Source organism: Paenarthrobacter sp. NyZ202, from assembly GCF_049860755.1.
In the GTDB taxonomy this organism is placed as follows: domain Bacteria; phylum Actinomycetota; class Actinomycetes; order Actinomycetales; family Micrococcaceae; genus Arthrobacter.
Genome location: NZ_CP187556.1, coordinates 3,096,339 through 3,112,196 on the forward strand (window position 1 = coordinate 3,096,339; position 15,858 = coordinate 3,112,196).

Here is a 15,858-nt window from a genome sequence, read left to right on the forward strand (position 1 = left end):
GTTTGCCTGCTTGCCGGAACCGGACCTGACGTGCCAAGGGGGCGGGCCGTACTAAAACTGTCGGACCCCTGTGATTGGGTTGCTTCATGGATGGATTTGGATTGGTTTTGGCCTTGCTGATGCTGCTCATTGGTGCTGGGCTCGGGATTGGCGTTTCCTATGTCGCTTTCCGGCGCCGGAACGCCGGCCTGGAAGAGGACTTCGACGCCGTGTCGGCGCGGCTTTCGGAGGCCAACGCGCAGCTGGCAGCCGCCGACGCCGAGCGTCGCCTTTTGTTCGCACAGAACCGGGAGCTGAGTGAAGCACGCAACTCGGACGGGAGCGTCCTGCGCGCCTTGGCTCCGGTGGCGGAGAAACTCACCGCGGTGCAGCAGCAAGTGGCACTGCTGGAGCGGGACCGGGTGGAACAGTACGGTCAATTGGCACAGCAGCTCCAGGACGCCCGGCTTTCCGACCAGCAGCTGTTGCGCTCCACCCACGCCCTGGCATCCGCCCTGCGCTCCAACAGTGCCCGGGGCCAGTGGGGCGAGGTCCAGCTGCGTCGCATCGTTGAGGCCGCGGGAATGCTGCGGCACGTTGATTTCCAGGAGCAGGTCCACTCCGGGCGGACCGACACCACCCTGCGCCCTGACCTGGTGGTCCAGCTTCCCGGTGGCAAGCAACTGGTAGTGGATGCGAAAGTACCGCTGACGTCCTACTTGGCAGCGCAGGAACAACTTCACGGCGATGGCACCCTCGGCGAGTCCGTCGTTCCCGGAAGCTACCAGGATTCCAAGACACTGCTGGCCCAGCACGGGAAAGCGCTGAAGGCCCACATTGATGCGCTGGCCGGCAAGAAGTACTGGGACATCCCCGGGAACTCCCCCGAGCTGGTGATCTGCTTCCTTCCGGCCGAATCCATCCTGGCCGCGGCGCTCGAAGCCGACCCCTCCTTGCTGGAGCACGCGCTCTCCCGCAACGTGGTGCTGGCATCACCGGGCACTCTCTTGGCCGTTCTGAAGTCGGTCGCCTTCACCTGGCGCCAGGATGTCCTCACGGACAGTGCCCGGGAACTGTTCGAACTGGCCAAGCAGTTGTACGAACGTATGGGCACCTTGGGGGATAACGTCGGAAAGCTGGGCTCGTCGCTGAAGACCTCAGTAGACCGCTATAACGCCTTGGTGGGCACCTTGGAGGCCCGGGTTCTTCCCACGGCGCGCAAACTCAACACCATGGATGAAGCCGGACTCGCTGCTCCCCCTGCCGTGGAAGCAGTCCCCCGCGCCCTGGCCGCACCCGAGCTCCTCGCCGTAGACAGCACACCGGAAGGGCACGGCCATGGCGGGCCGCAGGACCGTGAGTCCGCGGCCTGACAACGCCTGACCAACAAAACGGCCCGGGATGGCCTGCCAACCACGACCGTGGAGGCAGCCCATCACGGGCCGTTGTCAGCTCTTGGTGATTGTCAGGAGGTGGGACGGTTGCCGCGGCCGCCGAGGGCCCGGCTGACGTCGCCCGCCTGCTTGAGCGTAGCGCGCAGTTCCTTGGGCAGTGAGAACAACAGGTCCTCTTCAGCCGTCACCACTTCCTGGACTTCGCCATAGCCATAGTCTGCAAGCAGCCGGAGGACATCCTGGACGAGAACCTCGGGAACGGAAGCCCCGGAGGTCACGCCGACTGTGGCCACGCCTTCAAACCAGGCCTCATCAACCTCGTTGGCGAAGTCCACGCGGTACGACGTCTTGGCACCGTATTCCAGGGCAACCTCAACCAGCCGGACCGAGTTGGACGAGTTGGCCGAACCCACCACAATCACCAAATCGGCCTGCGGCGCAATCTTCTTGATGGCTACCTGGCGGTTGGTGGTGGCATAGCAGATGTCATCGCTGGGCGGATCCTGCAATGTGGGGAAGCGTTCCTTGAGCAGGCGGACGGTCTCCATGGTCTCATCCACGCTCAGGGTGGTCTGGGACAGCCAGATGGTCTTTTCCGGATCGCGGACCGAGACCTTGTCAACCTCATGGGGTCCGTTGATGATCTGGATGTGATCGGGTGCCTCGCCGGCGGTTCCCTCGACTTCCTCGTGGCCATCGTGGCCGATCAGCAGGATGTCGTAGTCTTCCTTGGCGAAGCGGACAGCCTCACGATGGACCTTGGTGACCAGGGGGCACGTGGCGTCGATGGTACGCAGGCCACGGTCTTCGGCCGACTGCACCACAGCCGGTGACACACCATGGGCCGAGAAAATGACCAAGGCGCCCTCAGGTACCTCGTCCGTTTCGTCGACGAAGATGGCGCCCTTCTCCTCAAGCGAGGTGACCACATGGACGTTATGGACGATCTGCTTCCGCACGTAGACGGGCGGACCGTAGTGCTCCAGGGCTTTCTCCACGGCGATAACTGCCCGGTCCACGCCCGCGCAGTAACCACGGGGAGCCGCCAGCAAAACTTTCTTGGGCCCGGTCACCGGGGCTGCCGCCAGTACCTCTTCCGGCGATCGCCGTCTCCGGGGCACAGTGGGCATCGGGATGGAAATGGCTGTGGAGGTCATCCCTCAATGTTACCGGGCAGTCCTTTGTCCCGGAGCAAAAGGTGACCGTCGTCTCCCGGAGAGCAGCAAGAGCACCAGGCCAACGGCCAGCACTGCAGCGCTGACCCATGCCGCGGCCATGATCCACTGCCCGAAATCGGCGCGGGCGGCATTGAAGAACTCCTGTTTGAAAAGCTCCGCCACACTGTTGGCGCTGGCGACGGTGCCCAGCATCGATCCGGCGAGGTCCGCCGTCGACGTCCACAACAAAGCCAGGCCCAGACCGCCTATGCCAAGGAAAACCATCACAATCGACCGGCGCCGGGCGGCTGCCAGGGCGAGCAGGACAGCCACTGCAGCCCCCAGGGCTGCCATCCACCACAAGGGCGCAAAGGCTGCTGCCCGTTCCACGAGTTCACGGTGCGAGGCCTCCCCCAAGGTGACGACGTTGTGGTCAGGTACGTCGATCCTGATGCCCGTGCCCGAGGCCAGATGGTCCCGAATAAGCCTGACCAACGGAGCGATGTCCAGTTGCAATGCGGTGGCAGTTGCTGCTTCCTCCGATTGCCCGGCGGTTCCAAAATTGAGCCTGTGGCTGTTCCTGGCCGTTTCCTCCCACGCCGCCGGATAATCCGGCCATGACTGCATTCCGGCCGCGGCTTCCTCCAAGGCGTCCCCCGCCAGGGACTTGATGGGCTCCGGCAAGTCAACCGAGGCCTGGAAGCTGCCGGCAACGGCCCCGGCAAGCCGCTCCTGGAATCCGGGCTCCGTGCCAAGCTCCCCCGAGATCCGTGCGAAGCCGTTTTCATCCACCACGTTCCGGTCCACCCACGCGGCTGGAACAGCGATGGCGGTCAGGACGAGCGCCAGGAGGACGGCCACGGCTGAAACGAAGGTACGCACAATGATCCTTGGTGTCGGGGTCGTTGCACCCATCCTAAGACTGTCCACAACAAGGAAAAAATGTCGGGCCCCGCCGGTATTGCTATGGATAGAGTTGGAAGGCCGGGCGGGACATCTCCCGGTTCCACGAGCAAGGACACACGCATGCAGGTTGAAGCACGGACCGCCCATGGCAGCTGACGCAATGCCGGAGTCGACGCTGCCTGCGACCGCCGCCGAGACCAGCCCGGACAATCCCTGGCCCTTGCAGCTGCTGTCCCGGAAGCTGAAGGCCCACATCGAACGCGCCCCTGCTGCGTGGATTGAGGGGCAGGTCATTGAGATGAACCGCCGTGGCGGGAATGCCTTCCTCACGCTGCGGGACGTGGACGCGGAGATCTCGCTCCCGGCCTCCGTCTGGTCCACGGTGCTGGACCGGCAAAGGACGCCCCTGGAGCGCGGCTCACGGGTTGTGGCCCTGGTCAAGGCCGAGTTTTGGATCAAGACCGGGCGCATGAACATGTCCGTGAAGGACATCCGGCCCGTTGGTCTGGGCGACCTCCTGGCACGTATCGAACGGCTTCGGCAGGCACTGGCGGCGGAGGGCTTGTTCGCCGACTCGCGCAAGCGCAAGCTGCCGCTGCTGCCCCACCGGATCGGGCTCATCACGGGCCGCGACTCCGACGCCAAAAAGGACGTCCTCCGCAACGCGGCGCTGCGGTGGCCTGCCGTGGAGTTCGATGTCCGGGAAGTAGCCGTCCAGGGCAACACCGCAGTCGGGCAAATCATCGCAGCCCTGAGGAAACTCGATGAAGACCCGCACGTGGACGTGATCGTCCTTGCCCGCGGCGGCGGTGCGCTGGAAGACCTGCTCCCTTTCAGCAACGAGGACCTTATCCGCGCTGTGGCCGCAGCAACCACGCCAATTGTCAGTGCAATCGGGCACGAGGCCGACCGGCCGATCCTTGACGATGTTGCCGACCTCAGGGCTTCAACGCCCACCGACGCTGCCAAGCGGATCGTGCCGGACGTCGCCGAGGAACTGGCCGTGGTGCGGCAAGCCAGGGACCACTTGCGCCGCAGCATCGGCCGCCTGGTGGACAGGGAGACGGACAGACTGCATGCCCTGCGTTCCAGGCCGGTCCTTGCCAATCCCGGGACCATGATCGAGGCCCGTGGGGAGGACATCGGCCGGCTTCAGCAGCGCTCCCACGCGGCAGTGAATACAGCAATCGTCAGGGCCCTGGACCAGGTGAACCACTTGCGCGCCCAAGTCCGTGCTTTGTCCCCCCAGAAGACCCTGGACCGCGGCTACGCCGTAGTCCAGATCGTGGGAGAGGACCAGCAGGGCCACACAGTGGTCAGCAACCCGGACCAGGCGCCGGATGGAGCTGCCCTGTCAATCCGCGTGGCAGAAGGCCGCTTCAGGGCCGTATCCAGTGGTCACGGCCAGCACGCGGACCGCTGACCCATCCTTTCTACACAACGAACCAAAGGACACCATGACTGAGACCAACCCCACCGGCGCAGAATCACTGGACGCCATGAGCTACGAGGAAGCACGGGAGCAGCTGGTGGCTGTCGTCAGCCGACTGGAAGCCGGCGGTGCCAGCCTGGAGGAATCACTGGCACTCTGGGAACGCGGCGAGGCCCTCGCCAAGCGCTGCGAGGACTGGCTGGAGGGTGCCCGCAAGCGCCTGGCGTCCGCACGGGAGGCAGGCAACGGGCCCGAAGCCGCCGGCTGACAGGACCAGCGCTCAGGATTCCGCGACAAGTGCCCGCTCTGCGGCGACGTCGAAGTCAGCCTTCGGCCACTCCAGCGACATCCTCTCCAAGGCATCCAGCAACAGCTGCTGCACGGCGATACGCGCGTACCACTTCTTGTTGGCCGGTACAACGTGCCACGGGGCGAGCTCCGTGGACGTTTTCTGGAACGCCGTGTTGTAGGCCTTCATGTAATCATCCCAGTGGGCGCGCTCAGCAAGGTCGCCCTTGCTGTACTTCCAGTGTTTGGCAGGGTCATCCAACCGTGCGATCAAGCGCTTCTTTTGCTCATCCTTGCCGATGTTGAGCATGACCTTGACGATCGTGGTTCCCTGGGCAGCGAGCCTGGCCTCAAAATCGTTGATGGCCGCATAGCGACGCTCCAGTTCGTCGTCGTCCGCCCATCCATGGACGCGGTGGATGAGGACGTCCTCGTAGTGGGATCGGTCGAAGACGCCCACCATGCCGGCGGCCGGCACTTCCTTCTCGATCCGCCACAGGAAGTCGTGGGCCTTTTCTTCGTCCGTGGGCGCCTTGAAGGCGTGCAACTGCACTCCCTGCGGATCCATGGCCCCCACCACATGGCTCACGATCCCGCCTTTGCCGGCGGTGTCCATGGCCTGGAGAATCAGCAGCAGCCGCTTCTCACTGCCGAACCTGCCTGAGGCAAAGAGTTTCTCCTGCAGTTCGGCGAGCCGGTCGTCCTGCGCAGACAGCAAGGCCTGGCCATCGGCTTTCAACCCGGTGTAGCCAGGGGTCGACTCCGGGTCCAGGCTCTCGAGCGTGAAGCCCTGCTTGATCTTCAAAACTTCGGCCGGACTCTTGGCGAACTCGACGGGATGTGCCATGGATTTCCTTTCTGCCGGGACCTGCCGCCTGGCAAGGCCATGGATCACAGGCTAGTTGCCGGGATACCTCGACAGGAAGTCCGCCATGCGGCCGATTGCTTCTTCGATGTCCTTGACGTTGGGCAGGGTAACCATGCGGAAGTGGTCCGGGCGGACCCAGTTGAACGCGCGCCCGTGCGAGACCAGGATCTTTTGTTCCTTCAGCAGGTCAAGGACGAACTTCTCGTCATCCCTGATGTGGTAGACCTCCGGGTCAAGCTTCGGAAAAAGGTACAGCGCACCTTTGGCCTGCTGGGTGCTGACGCCCGGTATTGCGTTGAGCAATTCGTAGGCCTTGTTCCGCTGTTCCAGGAGCCGTCCCCCGGGAAGGATGAGGTCGTTGATGCTTTGGTAGCCGCCCAGTGCAGTCTGGATGGCGTGCTGGGCCGGTACGTTGGCGCACAGGCGCATGTTGGCGAGCAGGTTGATGCCTTCAAGGTAATCCGCGGCATCCTTCTTGGGCCCGGAAATGGCCATCCAACCGGCACGGTAGCCGCAGACCCGGTACGCCTTGGACAGGCCGCTGAAGGTGAGGCAGAGGACGTCGTCCCCGGTCAGGCCGGCCAGGTTTACGTGCACGGCGTCTTCGTACAGGATCTTCTCGTAGATCTCGTCAGCGAACAGCACCAGGCCGTGCTTCTCTGCCAGCGCAACGATTTTCCTGAGGGTCTCTTCAGGGTAGACCGCTCCGGTGGGATTGTTGGGGTTGATGACCACGATGCCCTTGGTGCGGGGCGTGATCTTGGCTTCCATGTCTTCCAGGTCCGGCTGCCAGCCCGATTCTTCATCGCTGAGATAGTGCACCGGGCGGCCGCCGGCCAAAGCTACTGAGGCGGTCCAGAGCGGGTAGTCAGGGGTTGGAATCAGGACTTCGTCGCCGTCTTCCAACAGGGCCATGAGCGACATGGTGATGAGTTCGCTGACGCCGTTGCCAAGGTAGATGTCATCGACGTGGATGTTCTGGATGCCACGGGTCTGGTAATACTGCGACACAGCAGTCCGGGCAGAAAAGATGCCGCGCGAGTCGCTGTAGCCCTGGGCATTGGGCAGGTGCCGGATCATGTCCACCAGAATGGCGTCAGGCGCTTCGAACCCGAACGGGGCCGGGTTTCCGATGTTCAGTTTGAGGATCCGGTGACCCTCCGCCTCCATCTGCTGGGCGGCCTGAAGAATCGGTCCACGGATGTCGTAGAGGACATTATGAAGCTTGGTGGACTGCTTGAAATTCGCCATCCCTCAAATATGCCACAGGGGCCATGGACTTCCGTTGAGACCTCACTCACATAACCAACGACGGCGGTGACGGACCCGCGCGGGTCCGTCACCGCCGTCGTACGCGGTTTGCGCCAAGCGCTACTTGGCGATGCCCTTTTCCTTAAGCCATGCGGCAGCAGCGTCCTTGGGGCTCTGCTTCTGGTCGCCGCTGACCGAGCGGTTGAGGTTGATGAGGTCATCGGTGGTCAGGATTTTGGAGACGTTGTTAAGCGCTTCCTTGGCTTTGTCCGTCATCTTGGCCTCGTTGTAGAGGGGCAGGACCTGCTGGGCCTTGAAGTTGTTCTTCGGGTCTTCCAGGACCACGAGGTCGTTGTCAGCGATGGAGGGCGTGGTGGTGTAGATGTCGGCCACCTGCACCTTGTCTTCCAGGAGTGCCTGAAGCGTCAGGTTGCCGCCGCCGTCGTTGAACGGTTGCAGGCCCTTGAGCTCGCAGTTGTAGTTCTTCTTCAAGCCCGGGAAGCCGTAGGCGCGGGTCTCGAACGTGGCCGGAGCGGCCATGGTGAAGTCCTTGCAGACCTTGGCCAGATCCTCAATCGATTTCAGCTGGTACTTTTCGGCGGTTGCCTTGGTGACCACCATGGCATCCTTGGATTCAGCCTTGGCGGGCTCAAGGACGGCCAGGCCATCCGGAAGCTTGCCCGGCAGTGCCTTGTAGACGTCCTCCGCGGAGACCTCCGTGGCTTCCGTGTCCACGTAGGAGAGCAGGTTGCCGGAGTAATCCGGGACGAGGTCCACGGATCCGTCCTGGACAGCCTTGAAGTAAATTTCCCGCGAACCGATATTGGGCTTGGTGCTGGCGGTGACTCCTGCTGCGGTGAGCGCTCCGGCGTAGATCTCGGCGATGACCTGGCTCTCGGGGAAGTCGGCGGATCCAACCACCAGCGAGCCGCCTGCACCAGCCGGGCCCGAAGCCGCCGACGTGGACGGCGTAGCCAACGGGCTCCCGCCGCATGCGCTCAAAGCGAGCGCCACACCGAGTCCGGCTGCCAGGCCGCCGAGGCCACGGCGCGTAATGGTCATGGGGACGGATTTATTCATGGTGTACCTCCTTGAACGGCAGCCCCTGGGAGAGCTGTGGCTTTCTGATGATCGGCAGCCGTGCGGCGTCCGCGTGGGTCTGGTCTGAGGCCGGGCGACAACACCAGCCTTTGGATGGCTGCCAGGACGAGGTCCACGGCGATGGCCAGGGCGGCGATGAGCAGGGATCCGCCCAGCATCCGGGGGAAGTCCTGGAGGACCAGCCCGTCGAACAGGTAGCGCCCCAGGCCGCCCAAAGGAAGGTATGCGACCACGGATACTGTGGCGATGACCTGCAGCACGGCCGTGCGGATGCCGCCGAACATGACCTGCAGGCCGTTGGGAAGCTCCACCCGGAAAAGGATCTGCAACTCCGTCATGCCCACCGCCCGTGCACCGTCCACCACCGCAGCGTCGACGCTCGAGATCCCGGCGTAGGTTCCGGCAAGCAGTGGCGGGACGGTCAGGATCACCAGCGCCCAAACGGGCGGCATGAGGCCACTTCCGGCCAGGAGCGCGAAGAGGACCAGCAGGCCAAGGGTGGGCAGCGCGCGAAGCGCTCCTGCCAGGGCAACGGCCACCACCCTGCCCCGGCCGGTGTGACCGATGAAAAGCCCGACGGGTACGGCGATGAGTGCTGCGATGGCGAGGACCAGGCCGCTGTACTGGAGGTGCTCGGCCAGCCGGGCGGGAATGCCGCCGCTTCCGGTCCAGTGCGTGGGATCGGTCAGCCACGCAAGAGTGTCAGTAAAGACGTTGTTCATGCTGAGGCCCCCGGATCGGTCCGAAGTGCGGCTTTGGCAGGAGCCGGACCCTGCTTGGGTTCGGTCAGCAGTTCCGTGCCGTCGGTCCGGCCGCCCCGGGAGCCGCCCGCCGCCCGGGTCCACGGAGTGAGGATCCGTTCAAGGACCACGAGCACGGCGTCCATGACCAGGGCCAGGACAAGGATGGCGATGATTCCGACGACGACTTCGGTCACGAACGTGCGCTGGAGGCCGTCGGTGAACAGGATTCCCAGGTTCCCCACGCCCAGCAGTGCCGCCACGCTCACCAGGGAGATGTTGCTGACGGACACCACGCGCAGACCGGCGAAAAGCACGGGCAGTGACAATGGAAGGTCTACTTGGAAGAAACGGGCCAGGGGTTTGAATCCCATGGCTACGGCCGCGTTGCGGAGGTCGTTGTCCACGGAGTCAAAGGCATCCATGGCTGCCCGGACCAACAGGGCCACGGCGTAGATCGTCAGGGCGACCACCACGTTGAGCGGGTCCAGGATCCGGGTACCAAGGATGGTGGGCAGGATGATGAAGAGGGCAAGGGACGGAATGGTGTAGAGCAGCGAGGTTGCGGTGGCCACCACGGAGCGCAAGGTGCTGTTGCGCCGTGCGAGCTGCGCCAGCGGTATCGAAATCAGCAGCCCAAGGAGCATCGGAATGACAGCGAGCACCAGGTGCTGCCCTGCCAGGCCGAAGACCATGCCGCTGTTGGCCAGGAACCACTCCATCAGGTGGCGTCCTCCCTGTGCCGGCGGGTTTCCTCGATCAAGGCCAGGACTTCGGGAGCTTTCAGGACACCGGCGACCCGCCCGTCGTCGTCCACTGCAACACCCAGGCCGGACGGCGAGGAGAGCGCCGCATCCAGGGCGCGGCGCAGGGTGTCCCCCTTGCGGAACAGCGAGCCACCAGGGATCAGGCCGGCACCGTCGCGGGGTGACGACCAACCAAGGGGCCGGGAGTCATCGTCAATCACCAGCGCCCATTCCCCGTTCCTGCGGCCCGCCTCATGTCCGTCAGACGCGCCAACCATGGTCACCGGGTGGAGCCTGACGGAATCGGCGACGTTGAAAGCAAGGTGCCGGAAACCGCGGTCGCGCCCCACGAAGGAGGCAACGAAGTCGCTGGCCGGTGCCCGCAGGATCTCCTCCGGCGCTGCGTACTGGGCCAGTTTTCCGCCCACTGCGAAGACCGCGACTTTGTCCCCCAGCACGGTGGCTTCATCGATGTCGTGGGTCACGAAGACGATGGTCTTGGCCAGTTCCCGTTGAAGCCTGAGAAGTTCCTGCTGCAATTCGTCCCGCACCACAGGATCCACCGCACTGAAGGGTTCGTCCATGAGCAGGACCGGAGGGTCGGCGGCCAGGGCCCGCGCAACTCCCACGCGCTGTTGCTGGCCGCCCGACAGTTGCGACGGATACCGCTTGCCAAGGGCGGAGGCCAGCCCCACGACGTCGAGCAGTTCCGCGGCCCGCCTGCGTGCGTCGGATTTGGACACACCGTTGAGCCGCGGAACTGTCGCGATGTTGTCCAGGACGGTGCGGTGCGGCAACAGGCCCGAGGACTGCATGACATAGCCCATGGACCGGCGCAGTTCCGGGGCCGGAACCTGCGAAACGTCCTTTCCGTCAACAGTGATGGTGCCCGATGACGGCTCGACCATGCGGTTGATCATGCGCAGCGAGGTAGTTTTGCCGCACCCGGACGGCCCGACAAAAACCGTGATGGCTCCCTTGTCAATGGACATGGAGAGGTCCTCCACCGCCGGCTGTCCGCCTTGGTACCGCTTGGTGACGCTCTGGAACTCAATCATGGCTGGGGCCATACCTGGACTTGCCTATCTGTGGTCGCGGCATCGGGCGGTACATCGGTCGGTAGAGCCACATGATCATAAGCATGCTTATTTAGAGGCTGCAAAGCCGATCTTCACCCAGAGTAGCCAGCCTCCATGGTGATGTCAGCGACGCCACGGATTCCGTAATGAATCGGCAATGTTCACCGTTTGCGCCGCTTACCGCTCCTTTCTTCCGCACGGTCATGCCGGTACCGCTCGGCGGCGCGCTGGCCGCGGTCGGCGGACATGACCTTCTGGTGCCACTCCCGCTGGTAGGCGCGGCGTGCGGCGGCATCGTGCTTGCGGTTCAGGGCTGCGAGCTCACGCTGGAGTTTGAGGTAGCTCGCCCACCGCCGTGGATCGAGGGACCCGTCGGCCAAAGCTGCCTGGACGGCACAGTCGGGTTCGGCCTGGTGGGAGCAGTCCGCAAAACGGCACGCGGACAACAGCGTTTCCAGGTCGCCGAACATTTCCTCCATGCCGTCCTCGGCGTCGAACAGGCCAAAGCCCCGGACGCCGGGGGTGTCCATCAGGACCGCGCCCCCCGCCAAAGGGATAAGTTCCCGGGAAGTGGTGGTATGCCGTCCTTTCCCGTCCCCTGTACGCACGGACCCCGTTTGCTGGATGTTCCTGCCGGCGAGCGCGTTGATGAGCGTGGACTTTCCAGCACCCGACGGTCCCAGGAGGACCAGAGTGGAGCCGGCCGGAATGTGCTGCCTGAGCTCGTCCAGCCCGTCGCCGTGCTCGGCCGAGGTGGTGACCACTTCCACTCCGGCCGCCTGGAGGATGACCTGTCCCACGACATCGTCCGCCAGGTTGGCCAGGTCCGCTTTGGTGATCACTACCAGCGGAGTGGCGCCCGAGTCCCAGGCCGCAACCAGTGTCCGTTCCAGCCGGTTGTGCGTCAGGGGCCGGTCCATGGGCACCACCACGGCCACGATGTCGATGTTGCTGCCGAGAATCTGTTCCTCTGAGGACGCCTCGAAGGCGCGCTTCCGGCTCAGTGCCGAACGGCGGGGAAGAACGTCGACGACGGCCGGCTCCCCCGCGCCGTTGGTGCCGAGCCATACCCAGTCACCGGTGGCGGGAACGGGTCCTTGCCCGGGGTAGGGCAAGTGCAGGAGCCCGGCAGCCGACGCGACCAGGATCCGGTTGCGGTCCAGCCTGACGATGCGGCCGGGACGGTCATCGGGGCCTGACAAGGCGGCAGGTACGGGATGGGCCAGAAAGAGGGCGGCGATGGATGGCGTGTAACCGTAATCGGCCGGGCCGGAGATGGGATTGCTTGAGGGGTTGCTTGAAAAAGCGGAAGTATTCAATGGTTGGCCTCTGGTGAGGCCCGGGCCGCCTAGCTGTGGACGGCGGACGCCGGGACAGGGATGGTGATGTGCTGGACGCGCAGGGCACTGGTGTGCAGGGCGCGCAGGACCGTGGCAGTTATCAAAATCCACCTCCTTGGCATCCGGGCCGGCCGTTGATCGGCCGGCAGCGTTCTTCAGCGTAGCGGTACCGGCGCCTCCGCGCCAGAGTCAGCCGGCGTGGTCGGTGAGCTTTCCATCCGCAGGGCGTTCCCGATGCAACCGCAGAGCAACGTCAACCAAGGAAACGCGGTTGAGCCCAGGGACGTCTTCCAACGGTATCCACGCGGCGTGAGTGGTGCTTCCGTCAACCTCGTGGGTCAGTTCGCCGCCCGTGATGCTGGCCTCGTAGACCAGCCGGAGGGCCTGGAAATCACGAACCGCGCCGTCCGGCTGGACGTCCCGCGGCCAGTGTCCGACATCGATGCCGAGCATGCCGTCAATGTGGGCCTCGTAGCCGGTTTCCTCGAACACCTCGCGCCGGCAGCCGTCCACGGGATGCTCCGCGAGGTCCAGTCCGCCACCCGGCAGCGTCCACCCTTCCTTGCCGTCCTGCTTCCAATAGGCCAGCAGGATCCTGCCGTCCTGGACGATGACGGCATAGGCGGCGGGGCGGGTGTCAAACTCCAGGCTCATGGTGCCAGCTTAGGCTGCTGCAGCCCGGAGGTGCGTCAGGGAGGCCTCAGGGCAGCTCGGCTGCGGCAATGGGACCGGCTTCTTCCGGTCCCAGGTCAGGTACTTGCCGGAGTTCGACGGCGGTTCCGGGCTTCTCGAGTTCCAGCACCTTGATGCTGTTGCGGCCTGCGTTCACCAAGGGCGCAGGGGCGTACAACGTCACTTGCGGACCCTTGGCCCAGTAGCGGCCCAGCAGGAATCCGTTCAACCAAAGGAATCCCTTGCCGGAGTCCGGGAGCGCAATATAGGTGTCCGCCGCTTCTTCGGCGTGGAAATCCGCGCCGGGCAGTTTCTCCACCTGCTCCGCGTCCCAGTCGGCCAGGGCCACCGGCGCCTGGGTCCAGTGGAAGGTGTACCGCTGGTTGATGAGGACGCCGCCCAGGATTCCTTTGGACTGTCCGGTCAACGGACCATAATTGATCCGCCCCAGGTTTTCCACCAGGATGTCCAGCCTGGCCGCCACACCCTGACCTGTAACAGACAGCCCCTCCGGACCCGTTACGTCATCCAGGACACCGGCAAAGGATCCATCAACCCAGATGTAGGCGCGGTCTGCCAGGCCGCTGATCCTGATCCGGCACTCCGTTGGGGTCTCCGGGAGTCCCGGCAGGATGGCCTCCGACGTATACAGCACCATGCCGCCGTCGAGTCCCAACTGCTCAAAGGTGAGCGGCTTGACGCTGGTGACCGGCTTGCCGCTTTCCCGCAGGAACTCCAGGAGATCCCCCGGCTCGGACAACGGCAAGGTGGCGGCCGGCAGCACTGGCGGCACGGCCAGCAGGTCAGCCGGCAACTGGGGCAGTTCGGTGATTCCACTGGCGCGGTGGAACTCCCGGCGGAGGGCATGGAACTTGGGCGTCAGCTGGCCGTTTTCGGCGATGGGTGCATCTGAGTCATAACTGGTGACCGTTGGCTGGAGCATGGTGCCGTCGTGGTTGCTGCCGGATCCCAGACCGAAGTTTGTCCCGCCGTGTGCCATGTACACACAGAGCGACCCGCCAAGGTCCAGCATCTTGCGGGCTTCCGCAGCGGCGTCTTCGGCGTCGCGCCGATGGTGGTGCTCACCCCAATGGTCGAACCAGCCGCCCCAGAACTCGACGTTGAAGAACGGCTCATCAGGGCGGCGGCGCTTCCACGTCTGGATGGCTTCATCGCCGCGGCTCCCCAGCGTTGCCGTCGCCCACGTGCCCTCTACCGAACCGCCGTCGAGGAAGTAGTCATTGCCGCCGTCCGCGGTGAACAGCAGTTCGGTGATGCCCCGCTCTTCCAGGACCCTCCGGTTCCACCTGATGTAGTCGTGGTCGTCACCATAGCTTCCGTACTCGTTCTCGATCTGCACGGCGACCACGGGACCACCGGCCGACGACTGACGGGAAGCGATGATGGGGAGGAGGTGGTCGAACCACTCCTCGATCGCCGACGTGAACCGGGCATCCATGCACCGGAGCCCGATGCCCGGAATTCCTGTCAGCCACGCGGGAAAGCCACCATTGTCCCATTCCGCGCAGATATAGGGTCCCGGGCGGACGATGACCTCCAGGCCTTCTTCGGCAGCGGTGTCGATAAAGGCTCCCAAATCCCGCCATCCGGTAAAGTCCGGCGCCTCGTCGCGCTTAGGCTGGTGGAAGTTCCATGCCACGTAGGTGTCCACGGTGTTGGCGCCCATTGCCTTGAGGCGGCGCAGGCGATCCCTCCACAATTCCGGGTGCACACGGAAGTAGTGGATGGCGCCGGCGAGGATGCGGTACGGTTCACCCGAACGGTGAAGGACGGCGTCGTGGTAGCTCAAAAGGGCGTTGTTCACACGGAACAGATTAGCTCAGATTCCAACATTTATGCACAGGTGATTAACACATGACCAACTTGGATACCGCACCAGCGGAGCAGGTATGCCCGGCCGCTCCCGAAGGACAGGGCCCGTGCGTCCAGTTGTGGCCTGAACGGGAAGTACCACTGGGCGGCGTCCGTGCCATGAACGTCTACCGCACGCTTCCGCAGCGCGGGTTGCCGACCGTTGGTGCATGGTGTTTCCTGGACAGCTTCGGGCCTGACCGGGTTGCCATGAGTGTCCTCCCCCACCCGCACTGCGGCCTGCAGACCGTGACGTGGCCGTTGGAAGGTGCAGTCCGCCACCGCGACAGTGTGGGCAGCGACGTGGTGGTCAATCCGGGCGAGCTGAACATCATGACGGCAGGCCACGGCATTTCCCACTCGGAGTTCTCCGTTCTTCCCACGCCGCAGGACGGCCGGACCCTCGCCGCGGATGAAATCCCGATGTCCCGCGGACTGCAGCTGTGGGTAGCGCTTCCTGATGAGCACAGGCACCGCGAGCCGTCCTTCGAGCAGCACCGGGAACTTCCCGTGGCCGTGGGCGATGGCTACACGGCCACAGTCATGGTGGGTGAGTTCGCCGGGCAGCAGTCGCCCGCAACCATGTTCAGCCCGATCGTAGGGGCGGACATCGTAGGCTCCGGGCTTCTGCACCTGCCCCTGCGCGACGACTTCGAACACGCCGTGCTCGTCCTCGACGGCCACGTCACCATCGACGGCGAAAGTATCGGCCCCGGACCGTTGGCCTACCTCGGTGCCGGCAGGTCCTCGCTGGCCGTGGAAGCCCGGCCGGACACCCGGTTCATGCTGCTGGGCGGGGAGCCGTTCGGCGAGGACCTGCTGATGTGGTGGAACTTCGTGGGACGCACCCACGAGGAAGTGGAGAAGGCCCGGGAAGAATGGGAGGCCGAAGGCCTGCTCGACGACGACGCTGCCGCCGCCTCGCGCTTCGGCCACGTCCACGGACACGGACCCGCGGCCGGTGCCGAGGCCGGCCGGATTCCCGCACCACCGCTGCCCGGCGTCAAGCTTCGGCCACGAACCCGCGGGTAGC

15 protein-coding genes are annotated in these 15,858 nt (G+C 64.6%); 4 read left to right on the plus strand and 11 right to left on the minus strand.

The genetic code is table 11. From position 1 onward, the window contains the following. Nucleotides 1-86 precede the first annotated feature (86 nt). Nucleotides 87-1,352 carry a DNA recombination protein RmuC gene (locus tag ACPFL9_RS14340; protein ID WP_426003486.1) on the plus strand — a complete coding sequence of 422 codons (1,266 nt, stop codon included), beginning with the start codon at nt 87-89 and terminating at the stop codon, nt 1,350-1,352. Between the two features lie 92 nt (nt 1,353-1,444). Here the strand turns inward: ACPFL9_RS14340 and ACPFL9_RS14345 are convergent, their stop codons facing one another. Then, complete coding sequence (locus tag ACPFL9_RS14345) at nt 1,445-2,530, minus strand: 4-hydroxy-3-methylbut-2-enyl diphosphate reductase (RefSeq protein WP_426003487.1); 1,086 nt, start codon at nt 2,528-2,530, stop codon at nt 1,445-1,447. A gap of 9 nt (nt 2,531-2,539) precedes the next feature. Beyond that, nucleotides 2,540-3,412 carry a hypothetical protein gene (locus ACPFL9_RS14350; RefSeq protein WP_426003488.1) on the minus strand — a complete coding sequence of 291 codons (873 nt, stop codon included), beginning with the start codon at nt 3,410-3,412 and terminating at the stop codon, nt 2,540-2,542. A 169-nt stretch (nt 3,413-3,581) separates the two neighbouring features. Between ACPFL9_RS14350 and xseA the strand changes: the two genes are divergently transcribed. After that, a complete protein-coding gene (gene xseA, locus ACPFL9_RS14355; RefSeq protein WP_426003490.1) occupies nt 3,582-4,859 on the plus strand; it encodes an exodeoxyribonuclease VII large subunit in 1,278 nt (425 codons plus the stop codon). 34 nt (nt 4,860-4,893) lie between these two features. Next, on the plus strand, nt 4,894-5,136 hold the full coding sequence (locus ACPFL9_RS14360) for an exodeoxyribonuclease VII small subunit (protein WP_426003491.1): 243 nt from the start codon (nt 4,894-4,896) through the stop codon (nt 5,134-5,136). Nucleotides 5,137-5,148: 12 nt separating this feature from the next. Here the strand turns inward: ACPFL9_RS14360 and ACPFL9_RS14365 are convergent, their stop codons facing one another. The 9 genes from ACPFL9_RS14365 to ACPFL9_RS14405 form a co-directional block, all read right to left on the minus strand. Then, nucleotides 5,149-6,003, minus strand: coding sequence for a polyphosphate kinase 2 family protein (locus ACPFL9_RS14365; RefSeq protein WP_426003493.1), 855 nt, complete (start codon nt 6,001-6,003; stop codon nt 5,149-5,151). 51 nt (nt 6,004-6,054) lie between these two features. Continuing rightward, nucleotides 6,055-7,275, minus strand: coding sequence for a pyridoxal phosphate-dependent aminotransferase (locus ACPFL9_RS14370; protein WP_426003494.1), 1,221 nt, complete (start codon nt 7,273-7,275; stop codon nt 6,055-6,057). Between the two features lie 120 nt (nt 7,276-7,395). Next, nucleotides 7,396-8,355, minus strand: coding sequence for an ABC transporter substrate-binding protein (locus tag ACPFL9_RS14375; RefSeq protein ID WP_426003495.1), 960 nt, complete (start codon nt 8,353-8,355; stop codon nt 7,396-7,398). Continuing rightward, nucleotides 8,352-9,098 carry an ABC transporter permease gene (locus tag ACPFL9_RS14380; RefSeq protein WP_426003497.1) on the minus strand — a complete coding sequence of 249 codons (747 nt, stop codon included), beginning with the start codon at nt 9,096-9,098 and terminating at the stop codon, nt 8,352-8,354. The genes ACPFL9_RS14375 and ACPFL9_RS14380 overlap by 4 nt, the downstream gene beginning before the upstream one ends. After that, nucleotides 9,095-9,838 carry an ABC transporter permease gene (locus tag ACPFL9_RS14385; RefSeq protein ID WP_426003498.1) on the minus strand — a complete coding sequence of 248 codons (744 nt, stop codon included), beginning with the start codon at nt 9,836-9,838 and terminating at the stop codon, nt 9,095-9,097. Before ACPFL9_RS14385 ends, ACPFL9_RS14380 begins: the two co-directional genes overlap by 4 nt. Continuing rightward, nucleotides 9,838-10,932: an ABC transporter ATP-binding protein gene (locus ACPFL9_RS14390; protein WP_426003499.1), complete on the minus strand. Its 1,095-nt coding sequence runs from the start codon at nt 10,930-10,932 to the stop codon at nt 9,838-9,840. The genes ACPFL9_RS14385 and ACPFL9_RS14390 overlap by 1 nt, the downstream gene beginning before the upstream one ends. 170 nt (nt 10,933-11,102) lie before the next feature. Further along, nucleotides 11,103-12,260, minus strand: a complete 1,158-nt coding sequence (gene rsgA, locus ACPFL9_RS14395) for a ribosome small subunit-dependent GTPase A (RefSeq protein ID WP_426003500.1) — start codon at nt 12,258-12,260, stop codon at nt 11,103-11,105. Between the two features lie 210 nt (nt 12,261-12,470). Beyond that, on the minus strand, nt 12,471-12,935 hold the full coding sequence (locus ACPFL9_RS14400; protein ID WP_426003501.1) for an NUDIX hydrolase: 465 nt from the start codon (nt 12,933-12,935) through the stop codon (nt 12,471-12,473). A 46-nt stretch (nt 12,936-12,981) separates the two neighbouring features. Next, nucleotides 12,982-14,778 (minus strand): glycoside hydrolase family 35 protein, encoded by a 1,797-nt coding sequence (locus tag ACPFL9_RS14405; RefSeq protein ID WP_426003502.1) that lies wholly within the window; start codon nt 14,776-14,778, stop codon nt 12,982-12,984. 50 nt (nt 14,779-14,828) lie between these two features. On the opposite strand from ACPFL9_RS14405, the gene ACPFL9_RS14410 reads away from it, so the two are divergent. Continuing rightward, nucleotides 14,829-15,857 carry a pirin family protein gene (locus ACPFL9_RS14410; protein ID WP_426003503.1) on the plus strand — a complete coding sequence of 343 codons (1,029 nt, stop codon included), beginning with the start codon at nt 14,829-14,831 and terminating at the stop codon, nt 15,855-15,857. Nucleotide 15,858 lies beyond the last annotated feature (1 nt).